The sequence below is a fragment of the Rhizobium laguerreae genome (assembly GCF_002008165.1).
GTDB lineage: Bacteria > Pseudomonadota > Alphaproteobacteria > Rhizobiales > Rhizobiaceae > Rhizobium > Rhizobium laguerreae.
The window spans coordinates 252,315-276,856 of the sequence record NZ_MRDM01000032.1 but is presented as its reverse complement, the minus strand read 5'-3'; the positions used below and the strand labels follow the sequence as shown (position 1 = coordinate 276,856).

Here is a 24,542-nt window from a genome sequence, read left to right as displayed (position 1 = left end):
CATCCCGTCAAAACAAATTGAAGTCGCCGCCGCTTTTCTTTGCGGCCACATAAGATATGTCCTTAGAGCATGATGCCGAAAAGTGTGAGCGGTTTTCGGACGACATCATGCTTCAATTCTTTGATTGAGATCCGGATTCAGATTTTGGGCCGATCCGGCCCAAATCATCCGGATCTCCCGTCGAAACCGCCTTTGCATCACGTAATAAAGGAGACATTTCATGAAGATCACCTGGCTCGGCCATTCCGCCTTCCGCATCGAGACATCAAAGGCGAAGATCCTGCTCGATCCATTCCTCAGCTATAACGCCTCCTTTTCCGGCCAGGATATCAAGGATGTGTCGGCCGGCATCACCCATATCCTGCTGACGCATGGCCATGGCGACCATGTCGGCGATACCGTGGCACTCGCCAAGGAAACCGGCGCCGTCGTTCTCGCCAATGCCGATCTCGCCGCCTGGCTCGGCTCCAAGGGCGTCGACAAGATCGAGATGGGCAATACCGGCGGCACGATCGCCCTCGGCAGCTTCTCGGCAACCTTCACCAATGCGCTGCACTCCTCCGCCCAAATCACCGAGGACGGCGTCTCGCACGCACTCGGCAACGCCAACGGCCTGATGCTGCATTTCGACGACGAAGCCTCGATCCTTGCCATGGGCGACACCGACATATTTTCCGACATGGCGCTGATCAATGAATTGCACCAGCCTGATATCGGCTTCGTGCCGGTCGGCGACCGCTTCACCATGGGCGGCGCTGTGGCAGCACTTGCCTGCCGGCGCTATTTCAACTTCAAGACCGCGATCCCCTGCCACTACGGCACCTTTCCGATCATCGACCAGACGGCTGAAAAATTCGTTGCCGGCATGGACGGATCGAAGACGGATGTGAAGGCGATCAGGCCTTCCGAGAGCCTGTCGATCTGACGAAATCCCGTTGCGTCAGGCGGACATGGCCTTTATAGCGGGTAGGAAAAATCCTATCCGGAGAATGCCATGTCCGTCGATCTTGCCACTGTGAAGCGCGTCGCCCACCTTGCCCGTATTGCCGTCTCCGAGGACGAGGCAAATCGCATGGTTGGCGAGCTGAACGGCATCCTTGGCTTCGTCGAGCAACTCTCCGAAGTGAATGTCGACGGCGTCGAGGCGATGACGTCGGTGACCCCGACGGCGATGAAGAAGCGGCCCGATGAGGTGACCGACGGCAGCAAGGCAGCCGATATCGTCGCCAATGCGCCCGTCACCGACCACAATTTTTTCCTGGTGCCGAAAGTCGTCGAATAAGGCTTCGAAGCCTCTTTCCGACCCTGTTGCCATTCCAGATCTGAAGCGAAAACACGATGAGCGAACTCACCAGCCTGACCATTGCCGAAGCCCGCCAGAAGCTGCGCGCCAAGGAAATCACCGCGATCGAACTGACCGAAGCCTATATCTCGGCGATCGATGCGGCCAACGGTCGGCTTAACGCCTATATCAAGGTCACGCCGGATCTCGCCCGCGTCATGGCGAAGAACTCCGACGAGCGCATCGCCGCCGGCAAGGCAGGCGAACTCGAAGGCATTCCGCTCGGCATCAAGGATCTCTTCGCCACCGTCGGCGTTCACACCCAGGCCTGCAGCCACATTCTCGATGGTTTCGAGCCGCGTTATGAATCGACCGTCACGCAGAACCTCTGGGATGACGGCGCCGTCATGCTCGGCAAGCTGAACATGGACGAGTTCGCCATGGGCTCGTCCAACGAGACCTCGCATTACGGCGCTGTGATCAATCCCTGGCGTGCCGCAGGCTCCAACCAGCAGCTCGTGCCCGGCGGCTCATCGGGCGGTTCGGCCGCAGCCGTTGCCGCCCATCTTTGCGCCGGCGCGACCGCGACCGATACAGGCGGCTCGATCCGCCAGCCGGCCGCCTTCACCGGCACCGTCGGCATCAAGCCGACCTATGGCCGTTGCTCGCGCTGGGGCACCGTCGCCTTCGCCTCTTCGCTCGACCAGGCAGGCCCGATCGCCCGCGACGTACGCGATGCCGCGATCCTTTTGAAGTCGATGGCAAGCGTCGACGCAAAGGACACCACATCGGTCGATCTGCCGGTGCCGGATTACGAAGCAGCTCTGGGTCAGTCGCTGAAGGGCATGAAGATCGGCATTCCGAACGAATACCGTGTCGACGGCATGCCGGATGAGATCGAGACCCTCTGGCGCCAGGGCATCGCCTGGCTGAAGGATGCCGGCGCCGAGATCGTCGACATCTCGCTGCCGCACACCAAATACGCCCTTCCGGCCTATTACATCGTCGCTCCCGCCGAGGCATCCTCGAACCTCGCGCGCTACGACGGCGTGCGCTACGGCCTGCGCGTCGACGGCAAGGATATCGTCGACATGTACGAGAAGACGCGTGCCGCGGGCTTCGGCAAGGAAGTCAAGCGCCGCATCATGATCGGCACCTATGTGCTGTCGGCCGGTTATTACGATGCCTATTACATCCGCGCCCAGAAGGTGCGCACGCTGATCAAGCGCGATTTCGAACTCGTCTTCGACGCCGGCGTCGACGCCATCCTGACGCCGGCAACGCCGTCGTCAGCCTTCGGCGTTGCCGATGAGAACCTCGCCGCCGATCCGGTGAAGATGTATCTGAACGACATCTTCACGGTGACGGTCAACATGGCGGGCCTGCCCGGCATCGCCGTGCCGGCCGGCCTCGACCATAAGGGCCTACCCCTCGGCCTGCAGCTGATCGGCAAGCCCTTCGATGAGGAAACCCTCTTCAAGACCGCCCACGTCATCGAGCAGGCAGCCGGCCGGTTTACGCCGGCCAAGTGGTGGTAACGGATCTAAAGATCCGAAAGATCGCAGCTGCCGACCACGAAACGGTCGGCGCCGTCGGCTTTGCCGCATGGGCCGCAAGCGATGCCTTCGAGGACAGCTATCTCGATCCCGATGTGATCACCAGGGTGCGGCACGAGTTCGCCATCTTTGCCGCGGAAACGAAAGGCGAGATCTTCGTTGCCGAACGGGGCGGGACGATCGTCGGCTGGGGCGCGCGTGAAAACCAACCGAATTATGTGTCCGACCTCTGGGTGCATCCCGACCATCAGGGCAACGGCGTCGGCCGGGCTCTCTTGCTTCATTTGTGCGAACTGATGGCGGCAGAGGGGCTGGCGACTGCCAGGCTCGACACGCATGCCGGGAATAAGGGCGCAATCCGCCTCTACGAGCGCTGCGGCTTCACCATCATCTGGCGTGGCCGCGAATTTTCCGAGAGCATGGGTGTCGAACTTGAAAAGGTGCATCTGGAGAAACGGTTGGCTGACCAATAGCAGGAACCAGAGGAGGTCTTATGGTGAACAATGATCTTGCGCAATTGATCGAGGCATTCGATCGCCTCTCTGCCTGCGGTTTCACCATGGGCGCGGATTGGCAGGCGGTGCACGACATCTGCCAGCGCCACGAAGGCGAACAGCCGTTCGACTGGGGGCATGCCCTTTGCCATCGCATCGAGGGCGACGACTGGAACGCCGATTACTGGTATCGCCGCGCCGGCAAGGCGCGCGGCACGGGCACGATGGCCGACGAGTGGTCGGTGATGCGGACGGAACTCTCTGCAAAGGCTTGAGGCGATACTCCCGATCGCGCCGGGTTCAGACGCGATCGGGAGTGCCACTATTACCTGTTGTTCAGCTGCGACCTGACCAATCTCAGCCCTCTTTCGGTGATCCGGTAGGGGTGGCCGCCTGAGGACTTGATTGCCTTCAGTCGCTTCAGCCTGCGGAAGAGATCGAGGTCGACGCCGGGATAGAGCCAGCCGTCGCGAGTGAAGCAACTGACCGCTTCGATCTTCCTGTCGTCGTCGCGGGTAATTTCAATGCGGCCGCCTTGGGCCATGAGATGCAGGATGCGCTGCTCCGTGCGAGAAATGTCCATGTGTTGAGATCCGGTATTCGCGCCCGGCAGGGCGCACAAAAACGATCTGGCGCTCATTCGAACGTCAGGGCTTCGTTTTTTTCGGGCCCATGCGCGCAAGAAAACTTGCGGGCAGGGCCTTTACCGGGTCTCAGGCAGGCTCAACATAAAACACCTCGATAAGACCTATTATTCAGCCCGGAAAATTCGGTCAAGAGCGTACTTGCCTCTCAAAAACCAGTCGAAAACCGCGGTTTCTGTCGATCATCCCGTTGGAGCTACTGGTAAAATTCGCGACTCAATGGTCTAGTTGCGGGGTAACGCGGAGGTGTCGTTGATCCACATTCGCAATGCCCGCGACGGTGAAGCGGAGCTATTGAGCGAGATCGGGCTGAGGGCCTGGCAAAAGGCGATGGCGTCGATCGGCGAATCGGACGCGATGATTGACGCGGCGCGCAGCGCCTTCCGGAATTTCGTGGAAAACGACTGGCTAACCATCACCGTCGTCGAGCAGAACGGCCAGGTCGCAGGCTGGGCAGCACGCGAGGGATTGGACGAAACCATCTCGGATTTCTGGATCGATCCCGCCTTCACCCGCCAGGGCCTCGGTTCGGCTCTTCTCGTCCGCATCGAAAACGAGATCGCCGATCAGGGCTTCGAGAAGGCGGCGATGCAGACCCATTCCGGCAACAGCGAGGCGATCGGCTTCTTCCGGAAGCACGGCTATAGCATCCATTGGCTCTCGGTCGCCTACAATCCGAAGCTTGATCGAGACGTACCCTCCGTTGGATTGACGAAACAGCTCGTTTCGGACGGCCAAGGTGGATATGGGCAGGAATTCTGACGCTTCAAAAATCCTGAGGAAGCAGAAAGCTCCATTGCGGCACGAAGGCCAGCGCACCAATCAGTGCGCCATGCAGGATCAGGATCGCCGCCAGGATTGACCGGAACGGCTCCTTTCTCGTCTTGTGCCGCAACAGCTGCTGTGCCGCCGCCGCGCCAAGGCTGCCGCCGATCAGCGCAAGCAAAAGAAGCGTGCGCTCGCTGATGCGCCGCTTGCCGTGGCGGGCCGCCTGCTTGTCCCTGAGATAGATCGAAAACACCAAAAGGTTCAGCGCCAGAAACAGGAAGGCCCATTTGAGAATATCGATCATCGTCATAGGGGAACCCTACCGCGGCTGCGTTAATGGACGGCAAAACAGCGATGCGCCCCATGGCGAAAGCCTTGCACCGGCACGCCATTTCCTTTACCTCACCAGTGGAAAAGAACAGCCTGTAAAGAGCATCAGATGACCCTTGTCGACGTCCGCACGCCTGATCCGAAACGCTTCATCCCGGGCGCCACCGGCGACTGGGAAGTCATCGTCGGCATGGAAGTCCATGCCCAGGTGCTGTCCAATTCGAAGCTCTTCTCCGGCGCTTCGACGGAGTTCGGCAAGCCGCAGAATTCGAATGTCTCGATGGTCGACGCTGCCATGCCCGGCATGCTGCCCGTCATCAACGAGGAATGCGTCAAGCAGGCCGTTCGCACCGGCCTCGGCCTGAAAGCCCAGATCAACAAGCGCTCCTTGTTTGATCGCAAGAACTATTTCTATCCCGACCTGCCGCAGGGCTATCAAATCTCGCAGTTCAAGGATCCGATCGTCGGCGAGGGCAAGATCGTCATTTCGCTCGGGCCGGATCGCCAGGGCCAGTTCGAGGATATCGAGATCGGCATCGAGCGCCTGCATCTGGAGCAGGATGCCGGCAAGTCGATGCATGACCAGCACGCGACCATGTCCTATGTCGATCTCAACCGTTCCGGCGTTGCGCTGATGGAGATCGTCTCCAAGCCCGACATGCGCTCGTCCGACGAGGCCAAGGCCTATATGACCAAGCTGCGCTCGATCGTGCGTTATCTCGGCACCTGCGACGGCAACATGGACGAGGGCTCGATGCGCGCCGACGTCAACGTCTCCGTCCGCCGTCCGGGCGAGGAATTCGGCACGCGTTGCGAGATCAAGAACGTCAACTCCATCCGTTTCATCGGCCAGGCGATCGAATATGAAGCCCGTCGCCAGATCGGCATTCTGGAGGACGGCGGCAAGATCGATCAGGAGACCCGCCTCTTCGACCCGAACAAGGGCGAGACGCGTTCGATGCGCTCCAAGGAGGATGCGCACGACTATCGTTATTTCCCCGATCCGGACCTGCTGCCGCTCGAATTCGACGACGCCTTCATCAAGGCGCTCGAAGCCGATCTGCCGGAACTGCCTGACGACAAGAAGGAGCGCTTCGTGCGCGAGCTCGGCCTGTCGATCTACGACGCCTCGGTGCTCGTTTCCGAAAAAGCGATCGCCGACTATTTCGAAGCCGTCGCCGCAGGCCGTGACGGCAAGACGGCCGCCAACTGGGTGATCAACGATCTGCTCGGCGCGCTGAACCGCACCGGCAAGGACATCGAGCAGACGCCGGTTTCGCCGGCCCAGCTCGGCGCTATCATCGATCTCATCAAGGCGGGAACCATCTCCGGCAAGATCGCCAAGGATCTCTTCGAGATCGTGCTCACCGAGGGCGGCGATCCCGCCGAGATCGTCGAGGCGCGCGGCATGAAGCAGGTGACGGATACCGGCGCAATCGAAAAGGCCGTGGACGAGATCATCGCCGCCAATCCGGACCAGGTTGAAAAGGTCAAGGCGAAGCCGACCATGGCGGCATGGTTCGTCGGCCAGGTGATGAAGGCGACCAGCGGCAAGGCCAATCCGCAGGCTGTCCAGGCCCTCGTCAAGGCGAAGCTCGGCATCGAGGAGTAACCGGTGTATTTCGTCCGCACCGCCGGCGAGCGCGACCTGGAGAAGGTGCGCACCCTCTTGGTGGAGAGCTTTCATGCCACCTATGACAGCCTGCATGGCAGAGCCAAGGTGGCGGATCTGATCGCCCATCTCTTTTCGCCGGCGGCGCTGAAGACGCGCCTCGTGCGAAAGGATGTCGAATTCCTCGTTGCCGATGACGGCCGCAATATCGGCGGCATGGGTTATGCGGCAATGTCGCAGCAATTGACGAGGACGGTCATGCTGCATCTCCTCTATGTCAGGCCGGCGCTGCAGCGCCAGGGTGTCGGCCGCGATATCTTCGCTGAGCTCGAAACCTGCTTTCCCGATGCCGAGATCATGCGCCTCGAAGTCGAACCGCAGAATGCTGCGGCGATCGCCTTCTATCGCACGCATGGCTTCACTGAGGTCGGACGCAACGAAAATAGCGGGGCCGGACAATCCGGCATTCCGGCATTGGTGTTGGAAAAGCGCTTGGCGGGTTAAACGCCTGTATCGTTGAGTGCCTTGCTGTGGTGGGTGTGGTAGGTCTGGAGCAGTTGCATCAGTCGCTCCTTGCTGACGGTAAGACCACTCGTTTCGATGCGCAGTTGCCGAAGATCATTCGTGGCACGTGCGGTATGGAATAGTGAGAACATCGGTTTGCGACCCTGAATGCCGTCTGGTCGGCACCAGACAGCGATTGTATTTCCGGTGCCCTCTGCGTCCGTTCCCGGCGATGCGGACAACAGGTTGCCCAGAACCAGAAAAATTGTTCGTAGAATCCTTTGCGCCAGGGTGGGTGCCGCAGCCTCGATGCGTGCGACTGCCGGCCACGGAATTAATTCTTGCATTAGCCGAAGATCTTTGAAGCCATTTGGGCCTATCGCAATGATCGTCTTATTGGATGAAAAGATCAGGACATAAAGATTGCAAAATAAGTAGTACGCAATTGGCGGCCCACAGAGCAGAGACAGGAAAAACGAATTCAAGGTCCTATCGAAAATCCAGAAGCCGAAGACAATTATCACCAGTGTTGATAGTGCAATTCTAAGCCGAATATCCCTGGCGGAGTATCTGACCTCACGGATATCGCTCAAGAACATCCGTCTTTTTCCTTCCGCAACAATCATCGTCCGATTTTACATAGGTAGAAAAGTGTGATGCCACAAGATTTGAATATCCGTGAAGCTCGCAAGGACGACCTGCCGGCTCTGGTGGCTATGTTTGCCGCCGATGCGCTCGGCGGTCACGGCGATACAACCGACCCCGAAGCCTTTCCCGATTACGTCAGGGCCTTCGTCGCCATCGAGGCTTCGCCTGACCAGACGCTTTACGTCGCAGAGCGCAGAGGCGAGGTCGTCGGCACATTTCAGACGATGGTGACGACCTCGCTCACCGGTCGTGGCTCCTCGGCGATGATTATCGAGGCGGTGCAGACGCGCGCCGATATGCGCGGGCAGGGGGTCGGCGGACTGATGATCGAATTCGCCATTGCCGAGGCAAAAGGCCGCGGTATCGGGCGGGTAGCGTTGACCTCGAATGCAGTGCGCAAGGATGCCCACCGTTTCTATGAAAGGCTGGGCTTCAAGCCCTCTCACCTCGGCTTCAAGATGGCTTTGAAATGACCCATGGCCGTCGTGGAATCGCTGGACAATTCGGCTTGGCGACGGCATAAGCGAGGAAACGAATTCTGGTTTGGCTCGCATCTGGCGGGCACAAGGAAAAGACATGTGGAATCTTCTGGTTCAGACCTTTACCTGGTGGAACGGTCAGACGATGGGCACGCGTTTTGCGACCTGGCGTTTTGGCAAGCGCGTCGGCGAGGATGAATTCGGCAACGTCTACTACGAAGGCGGCATGTCCTCCTACGGTCTGCCGAAGCGTTGGGTGATCTACAAGGGTTATGCCGAAGCCTCCGCCATTCCGCCGGGCTGGCATGGCTGGATGCATCATCGCACCGATGTTCCCCCCTCCAAGGAGAGCTACATCGCCAAAGATTGGCAGAAGCCGCACCGGCCCAACCATACCGGTTCGCCGCAGGCCTATCGTCCGCCGGGTTCCATCGCCGTTCCGGGCGAGCGTCCGCGCGTCACCGGCGATTACGACGCCTGGACGCCAGGCAACTGAGACGGCTCGACCGGGCGATCCCAAGACCCGGCTTTTGGCCACAATTGACCTTTACCCGCAGGTTGGCCGCGCTTGACCGCGGCTGTGAACTGAAAATGTCTGGAGACGGGTACATATGAAGCTCTTCACGCGGAACATGGTCCTGCGTGCCGCCGGATCGCTGCTGGCGCTCTCGGCCCTGCTTCCGCCAGTTGCGGCACATGCCGCACGCATCGAAAATCCGGTTGCCGTCTTTTCCGGCCTCGACAAGATCACCGGCCGCATCACGACCTTCGACGTCTATGTCAACGAGACGGTGCAGTTCGGTGCGCTGCAGGTGACACCGAAGGCCTGTTATTCGCGCGACCAGTCGGAAGCACAGAAGATCGACGGTTTCGTCGAGGTCGACGAGATCACCCTCGACCGCAAAATCCGCCGCATCTTCACCGGCTGGATGTTCGCCGCCAGCCCCGGCCTCAACGCTGTCGAGCACCCGATCTACGACGTCTGGCTGAAAGAATGCAAGGCAAGTTCGGATGTCCCGGCGCCTGACGGCGCCAAGGCGAAGTAACTGCGTCTTCGGCGAAGTAACTGCGTCTTCGCTGGTCTGCCGCATCTTCCTCAACCCGGCGTGTGGCAAGGGGCGATGTTGTCTGCCGGATTTTACTCTGAAAACAATCCTCAGAATTCCAGATGCGGCGATTCCATCGCCGCGGCGAGCATCGCGGCATAATCGGCCTTCGGAACGTCGATCGCTCCGAATGTTTTCAGGTGCTCGGTGGTGAACTGGGTGTCAAGCAGGGTGAAGCCCCTTTCCCGCAGCCGGTCTACCAGATGAACGAGGCAGATCTTCGAGGCATCCGTCCGGCGCGAAAACATGCTTTCGCCGAAGAAGGCCGAGCCGAGCGAGACGCCGTAGAGGCCGCCGACCAACTCATCGCCCTCCCAGGCTTCGACGGTATGGGCATGGCCCATGTCGAAGAGCGTCGAATAAAGCGATCTGATCGTCCTGTTGATCCAGGTGCTCGGGCGCCCGGACGTCTCCTCCGCACAGGCGGCGATGACCTGATCGAACGCGTAATCGAAACGGATCTCGAAGGGCTTCTTGCGCACCGCCTTGGCCAGGCTTTTCGACACATGGAAATGGTCGAGCGGCAGCACGCCGCGCAGTTCCGGTTCGACCCAGAAGATCTCCGGGTCGTCGGCGGATTCGGCCATCGGGAACAGGCCGATGGAATAGGCGCGCAGGAGAATGTCAGGGGTTATGCCTGGTGACTTCCTGCGCGATCCTGCCATTCCTGTCCTATGCCGCCGGTGTGTTGGCGAGGTAGTCTTCCAGCCAATGGATGTCGTAATCGCCGTTGGCGATATCCTGGTTGGAGACGAGATCCTGGAACAGCGGCAGCGTCGTATTGATGCCGTCGACGACGAATTCGTCGAGCGCCCGGCGCAGGCGCATCATGCATTCGACGCGGGTACGGCCGTGCACGATCAGCTTGCCGATCAGGCTGTCGTAATAAGGCGGGATTTTGTAGCCCTGATAGGCACCGGAATCGATGCGCACGCCGAGGCCGCCCGGCGCGTGGAAATGCGTGATCGTGCCCGGCGAAGGCACGAAGGTGCGCGGGTGCTCGGCATTGATACGGCACTCGATGGCGTGACCGGAAAAATGCACTTCGTCCTGCGTCACCGAGAGACCGCCGCCGGAAGCGACGCGGATCTGCTCGTGCACGAGGTCGATGCCGGTGATCGCTTCGGTGATCGGATGCTCCACCTGCAGGCGGGTGTTCATTTCGATGAAATAGAACTCGCCGTTTTCGTAGAGGAATTCGATCGTGCCGGCGCCGCGATATTTCAGCTTCTTCATGGCGTCGGCGCAGACCTGGCCGATCTTCATGCGCTGCTCGACGTTGAGTGCCGGCGAATTCGCCTCCTCCCAGACTTTCTGATGGCGCCGCTGCAGCGAGCAGTCGCGCTCGCCGAGATGGATGGCATTGCCTTCCCCGTCACCGAACACCTGAATTTCGATGTGGCGCGGCTTGCCGAGATATTTTTCCATGTAGACGGCATCGTTGCCGAAGGCGGCTGCCGCCTCCGTGCGCGCCGTCGACCAGGCTTCGATCAAATCGGCTTCGCTCTTGGCGACCTTCATGCCACGCCCGCCGCCGCCGGCAGTGGCCTTGATCAGCACGGGATAGCCGATTTCAGCCGCCGTCTTCAGCGCATCCTCTTCGGTCTTCACTTCGCCGTCCGAGCCCGGAACGACGGGAATGCCGAGCTCGAGCGCCGTCGTCTTGGCGGTGATCTTGTCGCCCATGATGCGGATATGGTCCGCCGTCGGCCCAATGAAAGTAATGCCGTGGGCTTCGAGGATATCGGCGAACTTGGCATTCTCCGACAGAAAGCCGTAGCCCGGATGCACGGCGTCGGCGCCGGTGATCTCGCAGGCGGCGACAATCTGGTGGATGTTGAGATAGCTCTCGCGCGAGGAGGGCGGGCCGATGCAGACACTTTCGTCTGCAAGGCGCACATGCATGGCATCGGCGTCGGCGGTGGAATGGACCACGACGCAGGCGATGCCGAGCTCCTTGCAGGCCCGGAGCACGCGAAGGGCGATTTCCCCGCGATTGGCGATGAGGATTTTCGAGATCATGGGCATCGGCCTATTCGATGACGACGAGGGCTTGGCCGTATTCGACGGGATGTCCGTCATCGACGAGGATCTCGGTCACCTTGCCTGACTTCGGCGAGGGGATCTGGTTCATGGTCTTCATCGCTTCGATGATGATCAACGTCTGGCCTTCCTTGACGGTTGCGCCGACTTCGATGAACGGACGCGCGCCCGGAGCCGGCGCCATATAGACGGTACCCACCATCGGTGCATTGACGACATTGGCCGGGTTGCGGCTGGGAGCTGCGGCAGGCGCAGCAACGGCTGCCGCAGCGGCGGCTGCGGGCGCGGCATAACCAGGTGCTGCGATCGGCGCCTGGACATATTGCGGCGTGCCGGCGCGTGAAACGCGGATGCGCAGGTCATCCTGCTCGACCTCGATCTCCGTCAGATCCGTTTCGTTCAGAATATTGGCGAGATCGCGGATCAGTGCCTGGTCGATACCCGATTTCTTTTCAGCCATGGTGTTGCCCTGTCTTCTTCTTATGCCGTGATGTTCTTCAGCGCGTGGAGCGCCAGGATGTAGCTGTGAGGCCCGAAGCCGCAGATCACGCCTTTGCATGCCGGCGCGATCATCGACTTGTGGCGGAATTCTTCCCGTGCATGCACGTTGGATATGTGGAGCTCGACGACGGGAATGGAAATAGCGCGGATCGCATCATGCAGCGCGACCGATGTATGCGTATAGGCGCCTGCATTGATGGCAACGCCGACGGACTTTTCGTCGGCCTCATGGAACCAATCGACGAGCGTGCCTTCATGGTTGCTCTGGCGGAAATCGATATCGAGGCCGAGTTCGCGGCCTGCGGCCTTGCAGTCCGCCTCGATGTCCTTGAGCGTCTTGCCGCCATAAATGCCGGGCTCTCGTTTGCCCAGCATGTTCAGGTTGGGGCCGTTCAGGACAAAAATCGTTTGCGTCATCGAATGTTCCGTAAAATGTACGACGGCAACCTATAGACTCCGCGAAGGCTGAATGAAAGCCCTTACGGATTGGCCAGCGGCAATCGTGCCACATTTGTCCACATGGTTGAAACACTTCGATTTTGGCGATTTGATGGGCTGCCGGCTGGCGACTGGTTTGCTTAGCAGGTGGTCTTGCCGCAGCTGCGCATGTTCTTGACCTTGGCTTCGAGATCGTCGAGCCCGACGGCGCCGGGCACCAGTTCGTTGCCGATCACGTAGGACGGCGTGCCGCTGATGCCGAGACTGGAGGCGAGCTGGTAGGTCGCCTGGACGATCCCGTCATTCGGGCTCTTTGCCATCTCGGCGCGGATCTTGTCCTCGCTGACGCCGAGCGAGGCAGCGACCGCGACCGCTGTTTCGTCAGAGGCACGGCCTTCGGTGCCGAGAAGGGCGGTGTGGAAATCGGCATATTTCTCCGGTGCGAGCTTCCGGAAGGCGTCGGCCACCTTGTGCGCGGCGACCGAATCCGGCCCGAGGATCGGGAATTCCTTGAGGACGAAACGGACGTTCTTGTCCTTCTTTAGCATCGCCTGCATGTCGGGAAGCGCATGGCGGCAGTAGCTGCAATTATAATCGAAGAATTCGACGACAGTGACATCGCCCTTGGGATTGCCGAGCGTGACGTCGTTCTTCGATTCGAAGATGTTGGTGCTGTTCTCTTCGATCGCCATATTGGCCTTCACCGACCGCTGGGCCTCCTGCTTCTTCTGCAGCGCATCCTGGACTTCGAGCATGATCTCGGGGTTCTCGAGCAGGTATTGCTTGATGAATTCGCCGAACTCCTTCTTCTGCTGGTCGTCGAGCGCTGCCGCCGGAAGCGGAAGGGCGATCGATGCGGCAAGCGCCAGTGCGGTGAAGGTCTTCGGGAAGAATGCCATGATATCCTCGTCATCGGCGATATGGTCGTCTCTTCGTTAAGAAGACCGTCGCCGGGTTAATGGACTTGAATGCGTCGCGTCAAGGTACGGTGCGTTCGGTTCTGCTCAAACCAGAATTTTTCATCCCCGCGCGGCCCTCGCGGGATTGTGATGAGCCGATTAATGCGGCAATTGTCGGGCCGTGATTGAAGAAGCTGAGCGAGAAACGATCTTGTTTTCCATATCGAAACGCAGCGAAGTCGAGCCTTTTCACGCCATGGACGTCCTGGCCGAGGCGACGAAGCGGCGTGCGAGCGGCCATCCGGTGATCTCGATGGCGGTTGGCCAGCCCTCGCATCCGGCGCCTCAGGCGGCCCTCGAAGCAGCGCGCGCAGCCCTTGCCGAAGGCCGGATCGGTTATACCGATGCGCTGGGGACGGCACGGCTGAAATCGGCGCTCGCCTGGCACTACAAGGATCGCCACGGCCTGGAGATCGATCCCAAACGCATCGCCATCACCACAGGTTCCTCGGCCGGCTTCAATCTCGCCTTCCTGTCGCTCTTCGATGCCGGCGATGCGGTGGCGATCGCAAGACCCGGTTATCCCGCCTATCGCAATATCCTCGGCGCGCTGGGTCTGAAGGTTCTCGAAGTGCCGGTAACGGCCGAGACCCACTTCACCCTGACGCCGCAAAGCCTCGAAGCGGCGCAGAAGGAGAGCGGCATCACGCTGAAAGGCGTGCTGCTCGCAAGCCCCGCCAACCCGACCGGTACGGTGACCGGCCGCGAGGGGCTGAAGGCGCTTTCGGATTACTGCGCGGCCCATTCCATCGCCTTCATCTCCGATGAAATCTACCACGGGCTGACCTTCGCCGGCGAGGAGGCGAGCGCGCTGGAGCTGACCGACGAGGCGATCGTCATCAACTCTTTTTCTAAATACTATTGCATGACCGGCTGGCGAATCGGCTGGATGGTACTGCCGGAACGCCTGGTTCGGCCGATCGAGCGGGTGGCGCAGAGCCTCTATATATCCCCGCCGGAGCTTTCCCAGATTGCCGCCACGGCCGCTCTCAGCGCCGGCGCCGAGCTCGATCATTACAAGGCTAGTTACGCCGGCAACCGCGACTTGCTGATGCGGCGACTGCCGCAGATCGGGTTATCGATTGCCTCGCCGATGGACGGGGCCTTCTACGCCTATCTCGACGTCACCCGCTTCACCAATGACAGCATGGGCTTTGCCAAGCGCATGCTCGCGGAAATCGACGTCGCCGCTACGCCCGGTCTCGATTTTGATCCGCTGGAGGGAAATCGAACGCTGCGTCTGTCCTACGCGGGCTCGCAAGCGGAGATCGCCGAGGCGGTGGAGCGAATCGCAGCCTGGCTGAAGTAGCGCGTCCGCTGCCGGGCAAGCGGCGGTGCGCTCTCCAATCCTCAGCTGCGCCGCGAAAACAGCGAGGCAAGCGTCGAAGACGGTTTGTTGTTCAGCCGCGGCACCACGACGAGCTGCTTGATGTCGCCGCGTTTGTAGGCGGCGAGGAAGCGGCGGTAGTCCTTGAAGGAGACGCAGCCGTTGGAATCGCCGTTCTTGCCGAGCATGTAGGTGTGGGCAAGCAGGCCGACACGGTCATAGATGGCGTCCGAACCCTCGATCGGTGTCAGCCGCAGCGCCTCGACGCCGTGGAAAAGGCTCTCGCGCATGGTAAGAACATAGGTGTGCGGCGGCGTCGGTCCGTGCATCTTCTTGTTGGCGAAACGCGGCTTGTCGCGCATCTTGCCGAGCCCGGAATGGGCCTCGAGCCGCTCGCCGTTCGGCAGATAGACGGTGCTGTTCTCGATATCGTAGATCGCTACGCCTGCGCGCAGCTTCGGCGAGAAGACCGGCTTGTCGTAGCGCGGTACTGCATCGTCCTCGTCATCCTCGATCGGCGCGTTCGGCTGGGCGTAGGCAAGCACAGGCTCGCCAGAGCGCTCAGACCCCTTGGAGAGCGGTGTCGGTTTGCCGACGAGTCCGTCAGGACGCGCCATCGGCAGCGGCACCGAATCCTCGTTCGGCGCCAGCACGAGATCGAAGGGTGGCGCGTCTTCCGCGGCGGCGACAACCACCGGAGCTGGTGCCGATGCGGGAATGGAGGCCGTTTTGAGGGGAGATGCGGTTGGCTCGACCGGAGCCGGCGCGATTTGCCGGGATCCGGCATCGGCAAGAGCCAGCAGGGTCGGGAGTTCGGCTGCGGCGACGGCTTCTTTCGACGGAACGATGATCCGGTCGCCGTCTTCTTCTTCTTCCGTCTCTGCCGAGGCGAGCTCGACCGGCGCCGCCGCGATCACATCGTCCTTGCGGAATTTGGCGCTGTCGGAGATCGCCGCCACGACCGGCTGTTCGGCAGCCATTGCGAGCCGATTGTTTTTGGCGAGAACCGCAAGCGCCGTCGCAGCGGCGGCGGTCTTTTCGGCATGGGATTGAATGCGGCTCGCCGTCAGCGGGACCTTCGGCTTCGCATCGAAGGCGGCCAGCCGGTCGGCCTTGCCGACATGGATCAGCCTCTCATGGCGCGTTGAAGGCGCCACCTTCGGCGCAGCGCCGAGCTGTGCCAGGCGATCGGACGGAGAATAGGGAGTGGCTATCGAGTGCATCGTCGCGAAGGTCGCGATCAGCCAGGTGGAGGTCAGAAATCCGGCGCCGACAACACCGTAAAGGAAACCGCGAGATCTGCGCCAACGGAAAGCAGATCCGCCAAGAGGGGTGACGTCATCGAACGTCCCAACCGCACACGCCATACTACACTCGTCTTTCAAACTCGCTACGCAGGCCGGCGGCACTGACTGATACACTTCGCCGGGGCCGGTACAGGCGCAAATGGGCCGAATTTAGACCAACCGCGACTTCCGACTGTCTCGCAAGGATGACGAATTATGGTTTCTAATTTGTTTACGCGGCGTCGCTCTGTCTCTCGACGTCTCAAAAGAGATGTGTTGGGCCTTCTCAGGCGCGCTCCATCACATAACTTCCCGGCGCTTCCTCGATCGCGTTCAATGCATCGCCGCCAGGTTTGCGGGCCGGCACGCGCCTGCCGTCATGCGTCTCGATCCAGGCCTGCCAATGCGGCCACCATGATCCCGGGGTCTCCGTCGCGTGCTCGAGCCAGGTCTCGTAGTCTCCCTTGGCGGGGCCGCCCGTCCAGAATTGATACTTCTTCCTGTCGGGCGGATTAACGACGCCGGCGATGTGTCCGGAGCCGGTCACGACGAATTCCACCTTGCCGCCGAAGAACCGGCTGCCGAGGAAGACGGACTTGGCAGGTGCGATGTGATCCTCGCGGGTGGCGAGATTGTAGATCGGGATCTTCACGTCCTTCAGCGACACGGACTTGCCGTCGAGGATCATCTCGTTCTGCGTCAGCGCGTTCTTGAGATAGCAATTGCGCAGGTAGAAAGCATGGTTTGCCGCCGCCATGCGGGTCGAATCGGCATTCCAGAACAACAGGTCGAAGGGCAGGGGATCCTGGCCCTTGAGGTAGTTGTTGACGAAATAAGGCCAGATCAGCTCGGAGGCGCGCAACATGTTGAAGGCCATCGACATCTTCGTGCCGTCGAGATAGCCGGCCGCCTGCATATGCTCTTCGAGCGCTTCAAGCTGCTCCTCGTCGACGAAGACTTTGAGGTCGCCGGCATGGGTGAAGTCGACCTGGGTGGTGAAGAGTGTCGCGGTCTTGATACGCTTGTTCTTCTCCTTGGCATGCAGCGCCAGTGTTGCCGCAAGCAGCGTGCCGCCGACGCAGTAGCCGACGGCGTTGACGTCCTTCTCGCCGGTGGCCTTCTCGACCGTTGCCAGCGCGAAATCGATGCCCTCGCGGGCATAGGCCGCCCAGTCCTTGTCGGCGTGGCGCGCATCCGGGTTGACCCAGGAAATGACGAAGACCGTCTGCCCCTGGTCGACGCACCATTTGATGAAGGATTTTTGCGGGTTGAGGTCGAGAATATAGAACTTGTTGATCCAGGGCGGGCAGATCAGAAGCGGCCGCTTCAGCACCGTTTCGGTCGAAGCCTCGTACTGGATGATCTGGCAGATGTCGTTCTGGGCGATCACCTTGCCTGGCGTCAGCGCCATATCGCGGCCGACGGCGAATTTCGTCATGTCGGTCTGGCGAAGGCGAAGGTCGCCATGTCCGGCAGCGATATCCTCGGCCAGCATCTTCATCCCGCGCACCAGATTGGCGCCGCTGGTCGCGATCGTCTCGCGGTAGAGCTGCGGATTGGTGACAATGAAGTTGGTCGGCGAAAGCGCTGCCGTAATCTGCTTCACGTAGAAGCCGGCCTTGTGTTTGGTGTGCTCGTCGAGGCCCTCGGTCTCCGACACCATCTTTTCTACCCAGTCGGTCGTGACGAAATAGACCTGGCGAAGAAAATCGAAGAACGGATTCTTCTCCCAGTCCTCGTCCGAAAAGCGCTTGTCCTTGCGGGTGTCCGGCTCGGGAGGCGTGGGATCGCCCTGCATGCCGCGCGTGCCTTGCATGCGCTGCATCGAGCGCATCCAGATGCCGAAGAACGAGGACATCAGCTGCGTCTGTGCCTCGAAGGTGCGGCGCGGATCGGAAATCCAGTATTCGGTGACCTTGGAAAGCGTCTTGACCATGTCGGTCATCGGATCGGCGGCGCTTTCGCTGATCTCGCCGCGTTCGCGCGGCGCAAGCCAGGCAGATGCTGCTTGTCCGAGATTTTCGAGCGCCCGAGCGAAATTCATCGCCATGGCCTCAGGATCCTTCAGCAGATAGGGATCGAGATCGGTCGCGTCGAAGCCGGCCTTTTCGCCATTCTTTTGGCCGCCATTCTCCTGCTTGCTGTCGGTCACCATTTCCTCCGGCGGCAGCACCACTCTTTTTATCCAGTCGTTGTACATCGTGATCGAACGAGAAAACAAGTTCCACCCGCGTCGGCTCATGCTATTGCTTTGTGGCTGCGACAAATTTAACAGTCGAAGCAGTCAAAACTGGATTTTTGAGGCATGACGAAGAACGGCATTCGGCACATCGCAACCTTTAACCGCACCGCACTGATCTGCGCCGCGGCGGCGATGGCTCTTGCCGGATGCAATCTGACGGCGGAACAAAAAGCCGCCGCCGCCGCCAAACGAGCGGCGCCGACCGCCGTCGTCATGCCGGCCACCAAGGGCGAGGCGGCCGAGGGTGGCCTGGCAAAATACCCGGACGGCTATCCGAATTTCGGCGCGCCGCTGACCGCCGCCAATGTGCAGATGAGCGACGAGCAGGCGGCTGACCTGCAGCATCAGCTGACGGCACTTGCCGCCCGGCGCAAGGCGGGCGCGCTTTCGGAAGCCGAATATCAGGCCAAGGTCGCGGAAATGCGGCGTCTCGCCGCCGAGCACGGCACCGATACGCTGTCTGAAATCTCCAAATAGACCTTGCCTTTCAGGCAATTTGGACGCAAAGCCTTCGGCAAGGATCGGAAGATACAATTTTCCCGATAAAGCGCGTTACGCGGCCTTTCCGTCAAAGATTCGCCGCGTCGCTTGGGTCTGATGAATACGGCGTTGCGATTCTGAAGTTCGTGTCGCAGCCGCCGGGAGACGGAACGAACTTCGACTGCGGCCCGAAATGCCGCCTTTCCATGGGGAATGAGATGGAAGAGTTTCACAAAGTCCGGCGTTTGCCGCCTTATGTTTTCGAACAGGTCAACCGTTTGAAGGCAAGCGCGCGAGCGGGCGGCGCCGATATCATCGATCTCGGCATGGGAAACCCCGACCTTCCCACTCCCCAGTCGATCGTCGACAAGCTGTGTGAGGTCGTGCAGGATCCGCGCACGCATCGCTATTCCTCTTCCAAGGGCATTCCGGGCCTGCGCCGCGCCCAGGCCGCCTATTATGCCCGCCGTTTCGGCGTCAAGCTCAACCCGGATACCCAGGTGGTCGCCACCTTGGGCTCCAAGGAAGGCTTCGCCAACATGGCGCAGGCAATCACCGCGCCTGGCGACGTGATCCTCTGCCCGAACCCTACCTATCCGATCCACGCCTTCGGCTTCCTGATGGCGGGCGGCGTGATCCGTTCCATGTCGGTGGAGCCGGATGCGAGCTTCTTCGAACCGCTCGAACGTGCCGTCCGGCATTCGATCCCGAAGCCCTTGGCGCTGATCCTCAACTATCCCTCGAACCCGACGGCTTTTGTCGCGACGCTCGATTTCTACAAGGACGTCATCGCCTTCGCCAAGAAGCACGACATCATCGTGCTCTCCGACCTTGCCTATTCGGAAATCTACTTCGACGGCTCCCCGCCGCCGTCGGTTCTCGAAGTGCCGGGTGCAATGGACGTGACCGTCGAGTTCACCTCGATGTCGAAGACCTTTTCCATGCCCGGCTGGCGCATGGGCTTTGCCGTCGGCAACGAGCGGCTGATCGCGGCACTCACCCGCGTCAAGTCCTATCTCGACTACGGCGCCTTCACGCCGATCCAGGTGGCGGCGACGCATGCGCTGAACGGCGACGGCTCCGACATTGCGGAAGTCCGCAACGTCTATAAACGTCGCCGCGACGTCATGGTCGAAAGCTTCGGCAAGGCCGGGTTCGACGTGCCGCCGCCAGCTGCGACGATGTTCGCCTGGGCGAAGATCCCCGAAAAGTTCCGTCATCTCGGTTCGCTGGAATTCTCCAAGCTGCTGGTCGAGAAGGCCGACGTCGCCGTTGCCCCGGGCATCGGCTTCGGCGAAATGGGCGACGACTACGTCCGTCTGGCGCTTGTCGAAAACGAACACCGCATCCGCCAGGCTGCGCGCAACATCAAGAAGTTCATGTCGACGGCAGACGAGACGATGCACAATGTCATCTCGCTGAACGCACACCGCTAATCCAACCGTTGGGCAGCCGCGTCATGCGGCTGCCGCCACACAGACATTTCAGGATCGATCCATGGCAGATGCCCTCAAAATCGGCATTGCGGGCTTGGGCACCGTTGGCGCCTCGCTTGTCCGCATCATTCAGCAGAAAAGCAACGAGCTTGCCGTCACCTGCGGGCGTCCGATCACCATCACGGCGGTCTCCGCGCGTGACAGGGCAAGGGACCGCGGCATCGATCTTTCCGCTGTTACCTGGTTCGACCGGCCGGAGGAGCTTGCCGAAAAGGGCGAAATCGACGTCTTCGTCGAGCTGATGGGCGGCGCCGAAGGGGCGGCCAACATCTCCGTGCGCACCGCACTCCAGCGTGGTCTCCATGTGGTGACAGCCAACAAGGCGCTGCTTGCCTATCACGGCGTCGAGCTTGCGACGATCGCCGAGGAGAAGGGGTCGCTACTGAACTTCGAGGCGGCGGTCGCAGGCGGCATCCCGGTCATCAAGGCGCTGCGTGAATCGCTGACGGGCAATTCCGTCTCGCGCATCTATGGCATCATGAACGGCACCTGCAATTACATCCTGACCAAGATGGAGAAGGAGGGGCTTTCATTCGCCGAATGCCTGAAGGAGGCGCAGCGGCTGGGTTATGCCGAGGCCGATCCGGCCTTCGATATCGAGGGCAACGACACGGCCCACAAGCTTTCCATCCTGACCACGCTCGCCTTCGGCAATCAGATCGCGGCCGACGACATCTATCTCGAAGGCATCACCAACATCTCGATCGAGGATATCCACGCTGCAGCCGAACTCGGTTATCGCATCAAGCTCTTGGGCGTTGCCCAGCGCACCGATACCGGCATCGAGCAGCGCGTCCATCCCACAATGGTGCCGGTCGATTCGGTCATCGCCCAGGTCGACGGCGTCACCAATGCAGTGGCGATCGAATCCGACGTGCTCGGCGAACTGCTGATGGTCGGCCCTGGCGCCGGCGGCAATGCCACGGCCTCGTCGGTGCTTGGCGATATCGCCGATATCGCCAAGAGCCAGCCGGGCGCCCAGCGCGTGCCGGTGCTCGGCCATCCCGCGGCGACGCTTGAACCCTACCGCAAGGCGCAGATGCAGAGCCACGAGGGCGGCTATTTCATCCGCCTGACCGTGCTCGACCGCACCGGCGTCTTTGCCAGCGTCGCAACCCGCATGGCCGAAAACAACATCTCGCTGGAATCGATCGTCCAGCGCTCCAAGCAGCATCTGGCGCCATCGCACCACCAGACGATCATTCTCGTCACCCATGCGACGATGGAAGAGTCGGTGCGCAAGGCAGTCGCCTCGATCAAGTCGGAAGGTTACCTCTTCGGCGAACCGCAGGTGATTCGTATCGAGCGGCCGAAAGAGGAAGGCTGACCTTTTTTTTGCCACAATCCGGGATGGCTGACCCGCTCTGTGCACGCAGGGCGGGTTTTTTATTGCCTAACCGCTCTCACGAAAACTTATATTAACAGATACCGAAACATTGATATAAATAAGCCGGGAGAGGGAGTCGCCGGCTTTGGAGAATATCGTGAACAAGGACAGCCATGCCGGGAAGGGGTATGGTCGCCCGGAAGAGGAACCTCCCGATCATCCTGGTGTGTTTGAGGACGTTCCTGAGACGAACCGTGATGCGGTTCGTGACCACCCCTCCGACGAGGCCCCCAATGAGGCCTATGACGACGACGAAAGCCCGGAAGGCCGTAACTGGGCTATTCTTCTTACCCTCTTCTCCGTCATCCTGGTGCAACTAGGCGGCATCGCCCTGATCGTCTGGGCAGTATTCTGGTAAAAATCCGTGTCTGCAAATCCATCGCTATGTTATCTCCGCTGCTCCTGTAGAAAGAGCAGATGAAGTCAGCGGAGTGTGGCATGGCAGATCTCGTCGACCCCGTACAGCGCGCATTTCTCGGCGTGGAGAAATCCGCGCTCGACAATCGCTGGGTGGCGCGGCTCGACCAAGCAGGGCAGAACCGCGCGCTGGCCATGTCGCAGATCCACGGACTGCCGGATCTGATCGCCCGGGTGCTTGCCGGGCGCGGCGTGACGGTAGACGAGGCGATCGAATTCCTCGATCCGACGATCCGCAGCCTGATGCCCGATCCCCATAAGCTGACCGATTGCGAAAAGGCCGCGACCCGCCTTCTGCGCGCGATCGAGCGCGGCGAGAGCGTCGCCATCTTCGGCGACTACGACGTGGACGGCGCAGCCTCCTCTGCGCTGATGTTTCGTTTTCTCAGCCATTTCGGCGTCAGGGCGACCATCTATATTCCTGACCGCGTCTTCGAAGGTTACGGCCCCAATCCGGCGGCGATCAACCAGTTGATCGACAATGGCGCTCAGCTGATCGTGACCGTCGATTGCGGCTCCACCAGCCACGAGGCGCTGGCCGCCGCTGCCGCGCGCGCTATCGATGTCGTCGTCATCGATCACCACCAGGTGACACATGAGCTGCCGCGCTGCTATGCGCTGGTCAACCCGAACCGCGAGGACGATCTCTCGGGGCAGGGGCATCTTTGCGCGGCCGGCGTCGTCTTCATGGTGCTGGTCGCGACGCTCCGGCTGCTGCGCGCGGCCGGTAACAAGCGCATCCTGGCGATCGACCTGCTGCAGTGGCTGGATATCGTGGCTCTTGCGACGATTTGCGATGTCGTGCCGCTGAAGGGCCTCAATCGCGCCTATGTCGTAAAGGGGCTGGTCGCTGCCCGCCACCAGAGCAATGCTGGACTGGCAGCACTCTTCCGCAAGGCGGGGCTCGCCGGCCCGGTGACGCCCTATCATTTCGGCTTCCTGATCGGCCCGCGCATCAATGCCGGTGGGCGGATCGGCGACGCGGCACTCGGAAGCCGGCTGCTGACGCTCGACGATCCTGGCGAGGCTGATGTGATCGCGCAGCGCCTGGACGAGCTCAACCGCGAACGCCAGGCGATGGAGGCGATCATGCTGCAGGAGGCTGAAGCCGAGGCGCTTGCCGAATATGGCGATGGCGAGGGCGCCTCCGTCATCGTTACCGCCCATGAGAAATGGCATCCCGGTATCGTCGGGCTGATTGCGGCGCGGCTGAAGGAAAAGTTCAAACGACCTGCCTTTGCGATCGCCTTCGATCCCTCAGGCCGCGGCACCGGCTCGGGCCGCTCCATCAACGGCTTCGACATGGGCAGGATGGTCCGGGCTGCGGTCGACGAGGGTCTGCTCGTCAAGGGCGGCGGCCACGCCATGGCCGCAGGCCTGACGGTCGAGCGTGCCGACCTCGGCAGGCTGAGGACCTTCTTCACCGAGAGGGCGGCAAGGACGGTTGCCGGCCTCGTCGCCAACGAGACGCTGAAGATCGACGGCGCGATCGGCGCAAGCGGCGCTACCCTCGAACTCATCGACCGCCTGGAGGCCGCCGGCCCCTATGGCTCGGGCCACGCACAGCCGCTCTTTGCCGTGCCGGCGCATAGGGTGCGAGACGCCCGCCTGGTCGGCGAGAAACATGTGAAGGTGACGCTGGAGGCGATGGACGGATCGCGGCTCGACGGCATCGCCTTCCGCGCCGCCGATACGCCCCTTGGTAATCTTCTCATCAATTCACGCGGCGCCAGCCTGCATGTCGCGGGTTCGCTCGGTGCCGACCATTACCAGGGCGCACGCCGTATCCAGCTGCGCGTCTGCGATGCTGCGCCGGCGAAATGAAATGGCAGCGCGCGAGCGCTGACGATGGAAAGTGACAAGGGAGAGAAAGTGGTACGCCCTAGGGGAGTCGAACCCCTCTTCCCAGAATGAAAATCTGGTGTCCTAACCGATAGACGAAGGGCGCTTCCTTCGTGGTGGCGCCCTTATAGTCAGCACCTTCGAAGGCCGCAAGCGCCAAGGCGCGAAAAAATCATCGTTTTCGCCGATTTATTTGCCGCTGTGGAAAATCGAGGCGCAGGCTACGGCGGAGCGGAGAAAAATCAAACCGGCGGTCTAGAATGGGCGGCGTCGCGCGAACCAGAAGGGTTCTCCTCAAGGGGGCTGATAGCGCCGGCCGACGTCGATTGAATGACGACGGCCTATCATCGGGATGGTACGCCCTAGGGGAGTCGAACCCCTCTTTACAGAATGAGAATCTGTCGTCCTAACCGATAGACGAAGGGCGCAGGCAGCCTCGTTAAAATAGGAGCGCGCGCCGGCTTCTGCAAGCGGAAGTGATGGCTTCTATATGGAGAGAAAGTGGTACGCCCTAGGGGAGTCGAACCCCTCTTCCCAGAATGAAAATCTGGTGTCCTAACCGATAGACGAAGGGCGCTTCCTTCGTGGTGGCGCCCTTATAGTCAGGCGTTTTGAATCCCGCAAGCGGAATTGCGGTTTTCTTTCAAAAAAATGACAGGAAATCCAAGTGCGTTCGAGAAGCCGATTATTGAAGCTGAATC

Annotated in this window: 27 protein-coding genes and 3 tRNA genes; 17 read left to right on the top strand and 13 right to left on the bottom strand. The window is 60.8% G+C overall.

Features of this window, described 5'->3' with window-relative positions; all coding sequences use genetic code 11:
• Positions 1–220 precede the first annotated feature (220 nt).
• The 5 genes from BS630_RS35250 to BS630_RS35230 all read left to right on the top strand — a co-directional run bounded on the left by BS630_RS35250 (position 221) and on the right by BS630_RS35230 (position 3,607).
• Positions 221–925 (top strand): metal-dependent hydrolase, encoded by a 705-nt coding sequence (locus BS630_RS35250; RefSeq protein ID WP_011651680.1) that lies wholly within the window; start codon positions 221–223, stop codon positions 923–925.
• Positions 926–994: 69 nt separating this feature from the next.
• A complete protein-coding gene (gatC, locus tag BS630_RS35245) occupies positions 995–1,282 on the top strand; it encodes an Asp-tRNA(Asn)/Glu-tRNA(Gln) amidotransferase subunit GatC (protein WP_077981152.1) in 288 nt (95 codons plus the stop codon).
• A 56-nt stretch (positions 1,283–1,338) separates the two neighbouring features.
• Positions 1,339–2,820 (top strand): Asp-tRNA(Asn)/Glu-tRNA(Gln) amidotransferase subunit GatA, encoded by a 1,482-nt coding sequence (gene gatA / locus BS630_RS35240; protein ID WP_077981151.1) that lies wholly within the window; start codon positions 1,339–1,341, stop codon positions 2,818–2,820.
• Positions 2,811–3,311, top strand: a complete 501-nt coding sequence (locus tag BS630_RS35235; RefSeq protein ID WP_077981150.1) for a GNAT family N-acetyltransferase — start codon at positions 2,811–2,813, stop codon at positions 3,309–3,311. The genes gatA and BS630_RS35235 overlap by 10 nt, the downstream gene beginning before the upstream one ends.
• A 20-nt stretch (positions 3,312–3,331) precedes the next feature.
• A complete protein-coding gene (locus BS630_RS35230; protein WP_077981149.1) occupies positions 3,332–3,607 on the top strand; it encodes a hypothetical protein in 276 nt (91 codons plus the stop codon).
• 50 nt (positions 3,608–3,657) lie between these two features.
• Here BS630_RS35230 and BS630_RS35225 read toward each other — a convergent pair whose 3' ends face one another.
• Positions 3,658–3,915: a YjhX family toxin gene (locus BS630_RS35225; protein WP_027666014.1), complete on the bottom strand. Its 258-nt coding sequence runs from the start codon at positions 3,913–3,915 to the stop codon at positions 3,658–3,660.
• Positions 3,916–4,228: 313 nt separating this feature from the next.
• Here BS630_RS35225 and BS630_RS35220 point away from each other — a divergent pair, with 313 nt between their 5' ends.
• A complete protein-coding gene (locus tag BS630_RS35220) occupies positions 4,229–4,738 on the top strand; it encodes a GNAT family N-acetyltransferase (RefSeq protein WP_077981148.1) in 510 nt (169 codons plus the stop codon).
• A gap of 4 nt (positions 4,739–4,742) precedes the next feature.
• On the opposite strand, the gene BS630_RS35215 is transcribed toward BS630_RS35220, so the two are convergent.
• Complete coding sequence (locus BS630_RS35215; RefSeq protein WP_077981147.1) at positions 4,743–5,054, bottom strand: DUF1294 domain-containing protein; 312 nt, start codon at positions 5,052–5,054, stop codon at positions 4,743–4,745.
• Positions 5,055–5,183: 129 nt separating this feature from the next.
• On the opposite strand from BS630_RS35215, the gene gatB reads away from it, so the two are divergent.
• Positions 5,184–6,686 carry an Asp-tRNA(Asn)/Glu-tRNA(Gln) amidotransferase subunit GatB gene (gene gatB, locus BS630_RS35210; protein ID WP_077981146.1) on the top strand — a complete coding sequence of 501 codons (1,503 nt, stop codon included), beginning with the start codon at positions 5,184–5,186 and terminating at the stop codon, positions 6,684–6,686.
• 3 nt (positions 6,687–6,689) lie between these two features.
• Entirely contained in the window at positions 6,690–7,190 is a 501-nt protein-coding gene (locus BS630_RS35205) for a GNAT family N-acetyltransferase (RefSeq protein WP_077981145.1), read from the top strand.
• Here BS630_RS35205 and BS630_RS35200 read toward each other — a convergent pair.
• Positions 7,187–7,789, bottom strand: coding sequence for a hypothetical protein (locus BS630_RS35200; RefSeq protein WP_077981144.1), 603 nt, complete (start codon positions 7,787–7,789; stop codon positions 7,187–7,189). The two genes, BS630_RS35205 and BS630_RS35200, sit on opposite strands and share 4 nt — an antisense overlap.
• 57 nt (positions 7,790–7,846) lie before the next feature.
• Between BS630_RS35200 and BS630_RS35195 the strand changes: the two genes are divergently transcribed.
• The 3 genes from BS630_RS35195 to BS630_RS35185 all read left to right on the top strand — a co-directional run bounded on the left by BS630_RS35195 (position 7,847) and on the right by BS630_RS35185 (position 9,363).
• A complete protein-coding gene (locus BS630_RS35195; protein WP_077981143.1) occupies positions 7,847–8,311 on the top strand; it encodes a GNAT family N-acetyltransferase in 465 nt (154 codons plus the stop codon).
• Positions 8,312–8,414: 103 nt separating this feature from the next.
• Positions 8,415–8,813, top strand: a complete 399-nt coding sequence (locus BS630_RS35190) for an NADH:ubiquinone oxidoreductase subunit NDUFA12 (RefSeq protein ID WP_077981142.1) — start codon at positions 8,415–8,417, stop codon at positions 8,811–8,813.
• 115 nt (positions 8,814–8,928) lie between these two features.
• A complete protein-coding gene (locus tag BS630_RS35185) occupies positions 8,929–9,363 on the top strand; it encodes a DUF2155 domain-containing protein (protein WP_077981141.1) in 435 nt (144 codons plus the stop codon).
• Positions 9,364–9,473: 110 nt separating this feature from the next.
• Here the strand turns inward: BS630_RS35185 and aat are convergent, their stop codons facing one another.
• From aat to BS630_RS35160, 5 genes are all read right to left on the bottom strand, one after another.
• On the bottom strand, positions 9,474–10,088 hold the full coding sequence (aat, locus tag BS630_RS35180; protein ID WP_077981140.1) for a leucyl/phenylalanyl-tRNA--protein transferase: 615 nt from the start codon (positions 10,086–10,088) through the stop codon (positions 9,474–9,476).
• Between the two features lie 7 nt (positions 10,089–10,095).
• Entirely contained in the window at positions 10,096–11,451 is a 1,356-nt protein-coding gene (gene accC / locus BS630_RS35175) for an acetyl-CoA carboxylase biotin carboxylase subunit (RefSeq protein WP_017960235.1), read from the bottom strand.
• A 4-nt stretch (positions 11,452–11,455) separates the two neighbouring features.
• Complete coding sequence (accB, locus tag BS630_RS35170) at positions 11,456–11,926, bottom strand: acetyl-CoA carboxylase biotin carboxyl carrier protein (RefSeq protein WP_017960236.1); 471 nt, start codon at positions 11,924–11,926, stop codon at positions 11,456–11,458.
• Between the two features lie 20 nt (positions 11,927–11,946).
• Positions 11,947–12,384: a type II 3-dehydroquinate dehydratase gene (aroQ, locus tag BS630_RS35165; RefSeq protein ID WP_077981139.1), complete on the bottom strand. Its 438-nt coding sequence runs from the start codon at positions 12,382–12,384 to the stop codon at positions 11,947–11,949.
• Positions 12,385–12,545: 161 nt separating this feature from the next.
• Positions 12,546–13,304, bottom strand: a complete 759-nt coding sequence (locus BS630_RS35160) for a DsbA family protein (protein WP_077981138.1) — start codon at positions 13,302–13,304, stop codon at positions 12,546–12,548.
• 211 nt (positions 13,305–13,515) lie between these two features.
• Here BS630_RS35160 and BS630_RS35155 point away from each other — a divergent pair, with 211 nt between their 5' ends.
• Positions 13,516–14,673 carry a pyridoxal phosphate-dependent aminotransferase gene (locus BS630_RS35155; RefSeq protein ID WP_077981279.1) on the top strand — a complete coding sequence of 386 codons (1,158 nt, stop codon included), beginning with the start codon at positions 13,516–13,518 and terminating at the stop codon, positions 14,671–14,673.
• Positions 14,674–14,714: 41 nt separating this feature from the next.
• On the opposite strand, the gene BS630_RS35150 is transcribed toward BS630_RS35155, so the two are convergent.
• Positions 14,715–16,058: a DUF2778 domain-containing protein gene (locus tag BS630_RS35150; protein ID WP_077981137.1), complete on the bottom strand. Its 1,344-nt coding sequence runs from the start codon at positions 16,056–16,058 to the stop codon at positions 14,715–14,717.
• A gap of 205 nt (positions 16,059–16,263) precedes the next feature.
• Positions 16,264–18,132: a PHA/PHB synthase family protein gene (locus BS630_RS35145; RefSeq protein ID WP_245310625.1), complete on the bottom strand. Its 1,869-nt coding sequence runs from the start codon at positions 18,130–18,132 to the stop codon at positions 16,264–16,266.
• 150 nt (positions 18,133–18,282) lie between these two features.
• On the opposite strand from BS630_RS35145, the gene BS630_RS35140 reads away from it, so the two are divergent.
• The 5 genes from BS630_RS35140 to recJ all read left to right on the top strand — a co-directional run bounded on the left by BS630_RS35140 (position 18,283) and on the right by recJ (position 23,823).
• A complete protein-coding gene (locus tag BS630_RS35140) occupies positions 18,283–18,696 on the top strand; it encodes an SHOCT domain-containing protein (protein ID WP_077981135.1) in 414 nt (137 codons plus the stop codon).
• Positions 18,697–18,917: 221 nt separating this feature from the next.
• The gene (locus BS630_RS35135; RefSeq protein ID WP_027684874.1) at positions 18,918–20,135 is read left to right on the top strand and encodes an LL-diaminopimelate aminotransferase; all 1,218 of its coding nucleotides are present in this window, start codon (positions 18,918–18,920) and stop codon (positions 20,133–20,135) included.
• A 61-nt stretch (positions 20,136–20,196) separates the two neighbouring features.
• Complete coding sequence (locus BS630_RS35130; RefSeq protein WP_077981134.1) at positions 20,197–21,522, top strand: homoserine dehydrogenase; 1,326 nt, start codon at positions 20,197–20,199, stop codon at positions 21,520–21,522.
• Between the two features lie 157 nt (positions 21,523–21,679).
• Positions 21,680–21,940 carry a hypothetical protein gene (locus BS630_RS35125; protein ID WP_077981133.1) on the top strand — a complete coding sequence of 87 codons (261 nt, stop codon included), beginning with the start codon at positions 21,680–21,682 and terminating at the stop codon, positions 21,938–21,940.
• Between the two features lie 80 nt (positions 21,941–22,020).
• Positions 22,021–23,823 (top strand): single-stranded-DNA-specific exonuclease RecJ, encoded by a 1,803-nt coding sequence (gene recJ / locus BS630_RS35120; protein WP_077981132.1) that lies wholly within the window; start codon positions 22,021–22,023, stop codon positions 23,821–23,823.
• Between the two features lie 49 nt (positions 23,824–23,872).
• Here the strand turns inward: recJ and BS630_RS35115 are convergent.
• The 3 genes from BS630_RS35115 to BS630_RS35105 all read right to left on the bottom strand — a co-directional run bounded on the left by BS630_RS35115 (position 23,873) and on the right by BS630_RS35105 (position 24,418).
• A tRNA-Glu gene (locus BS630_RS35115) sits at positions 23,873–23,947 on the bottom strand.
• 247 nt (positions 23,948–24,194) lie between these two features.
• Positions 24,195–24,269, bottom strand: a tRNA-Glu gene (locus tag BS630_RS35110).
• A gap of 74 nt (positions 24,270–24,343) precedes the next feature.
• Positions 24,344–24,418: transfer RNA gene (locus BS630_RS35105), tRNA-Glu, on the bottom strand.
• Positions 24,419–24,542: the final 124 nt, after the last annotated feature.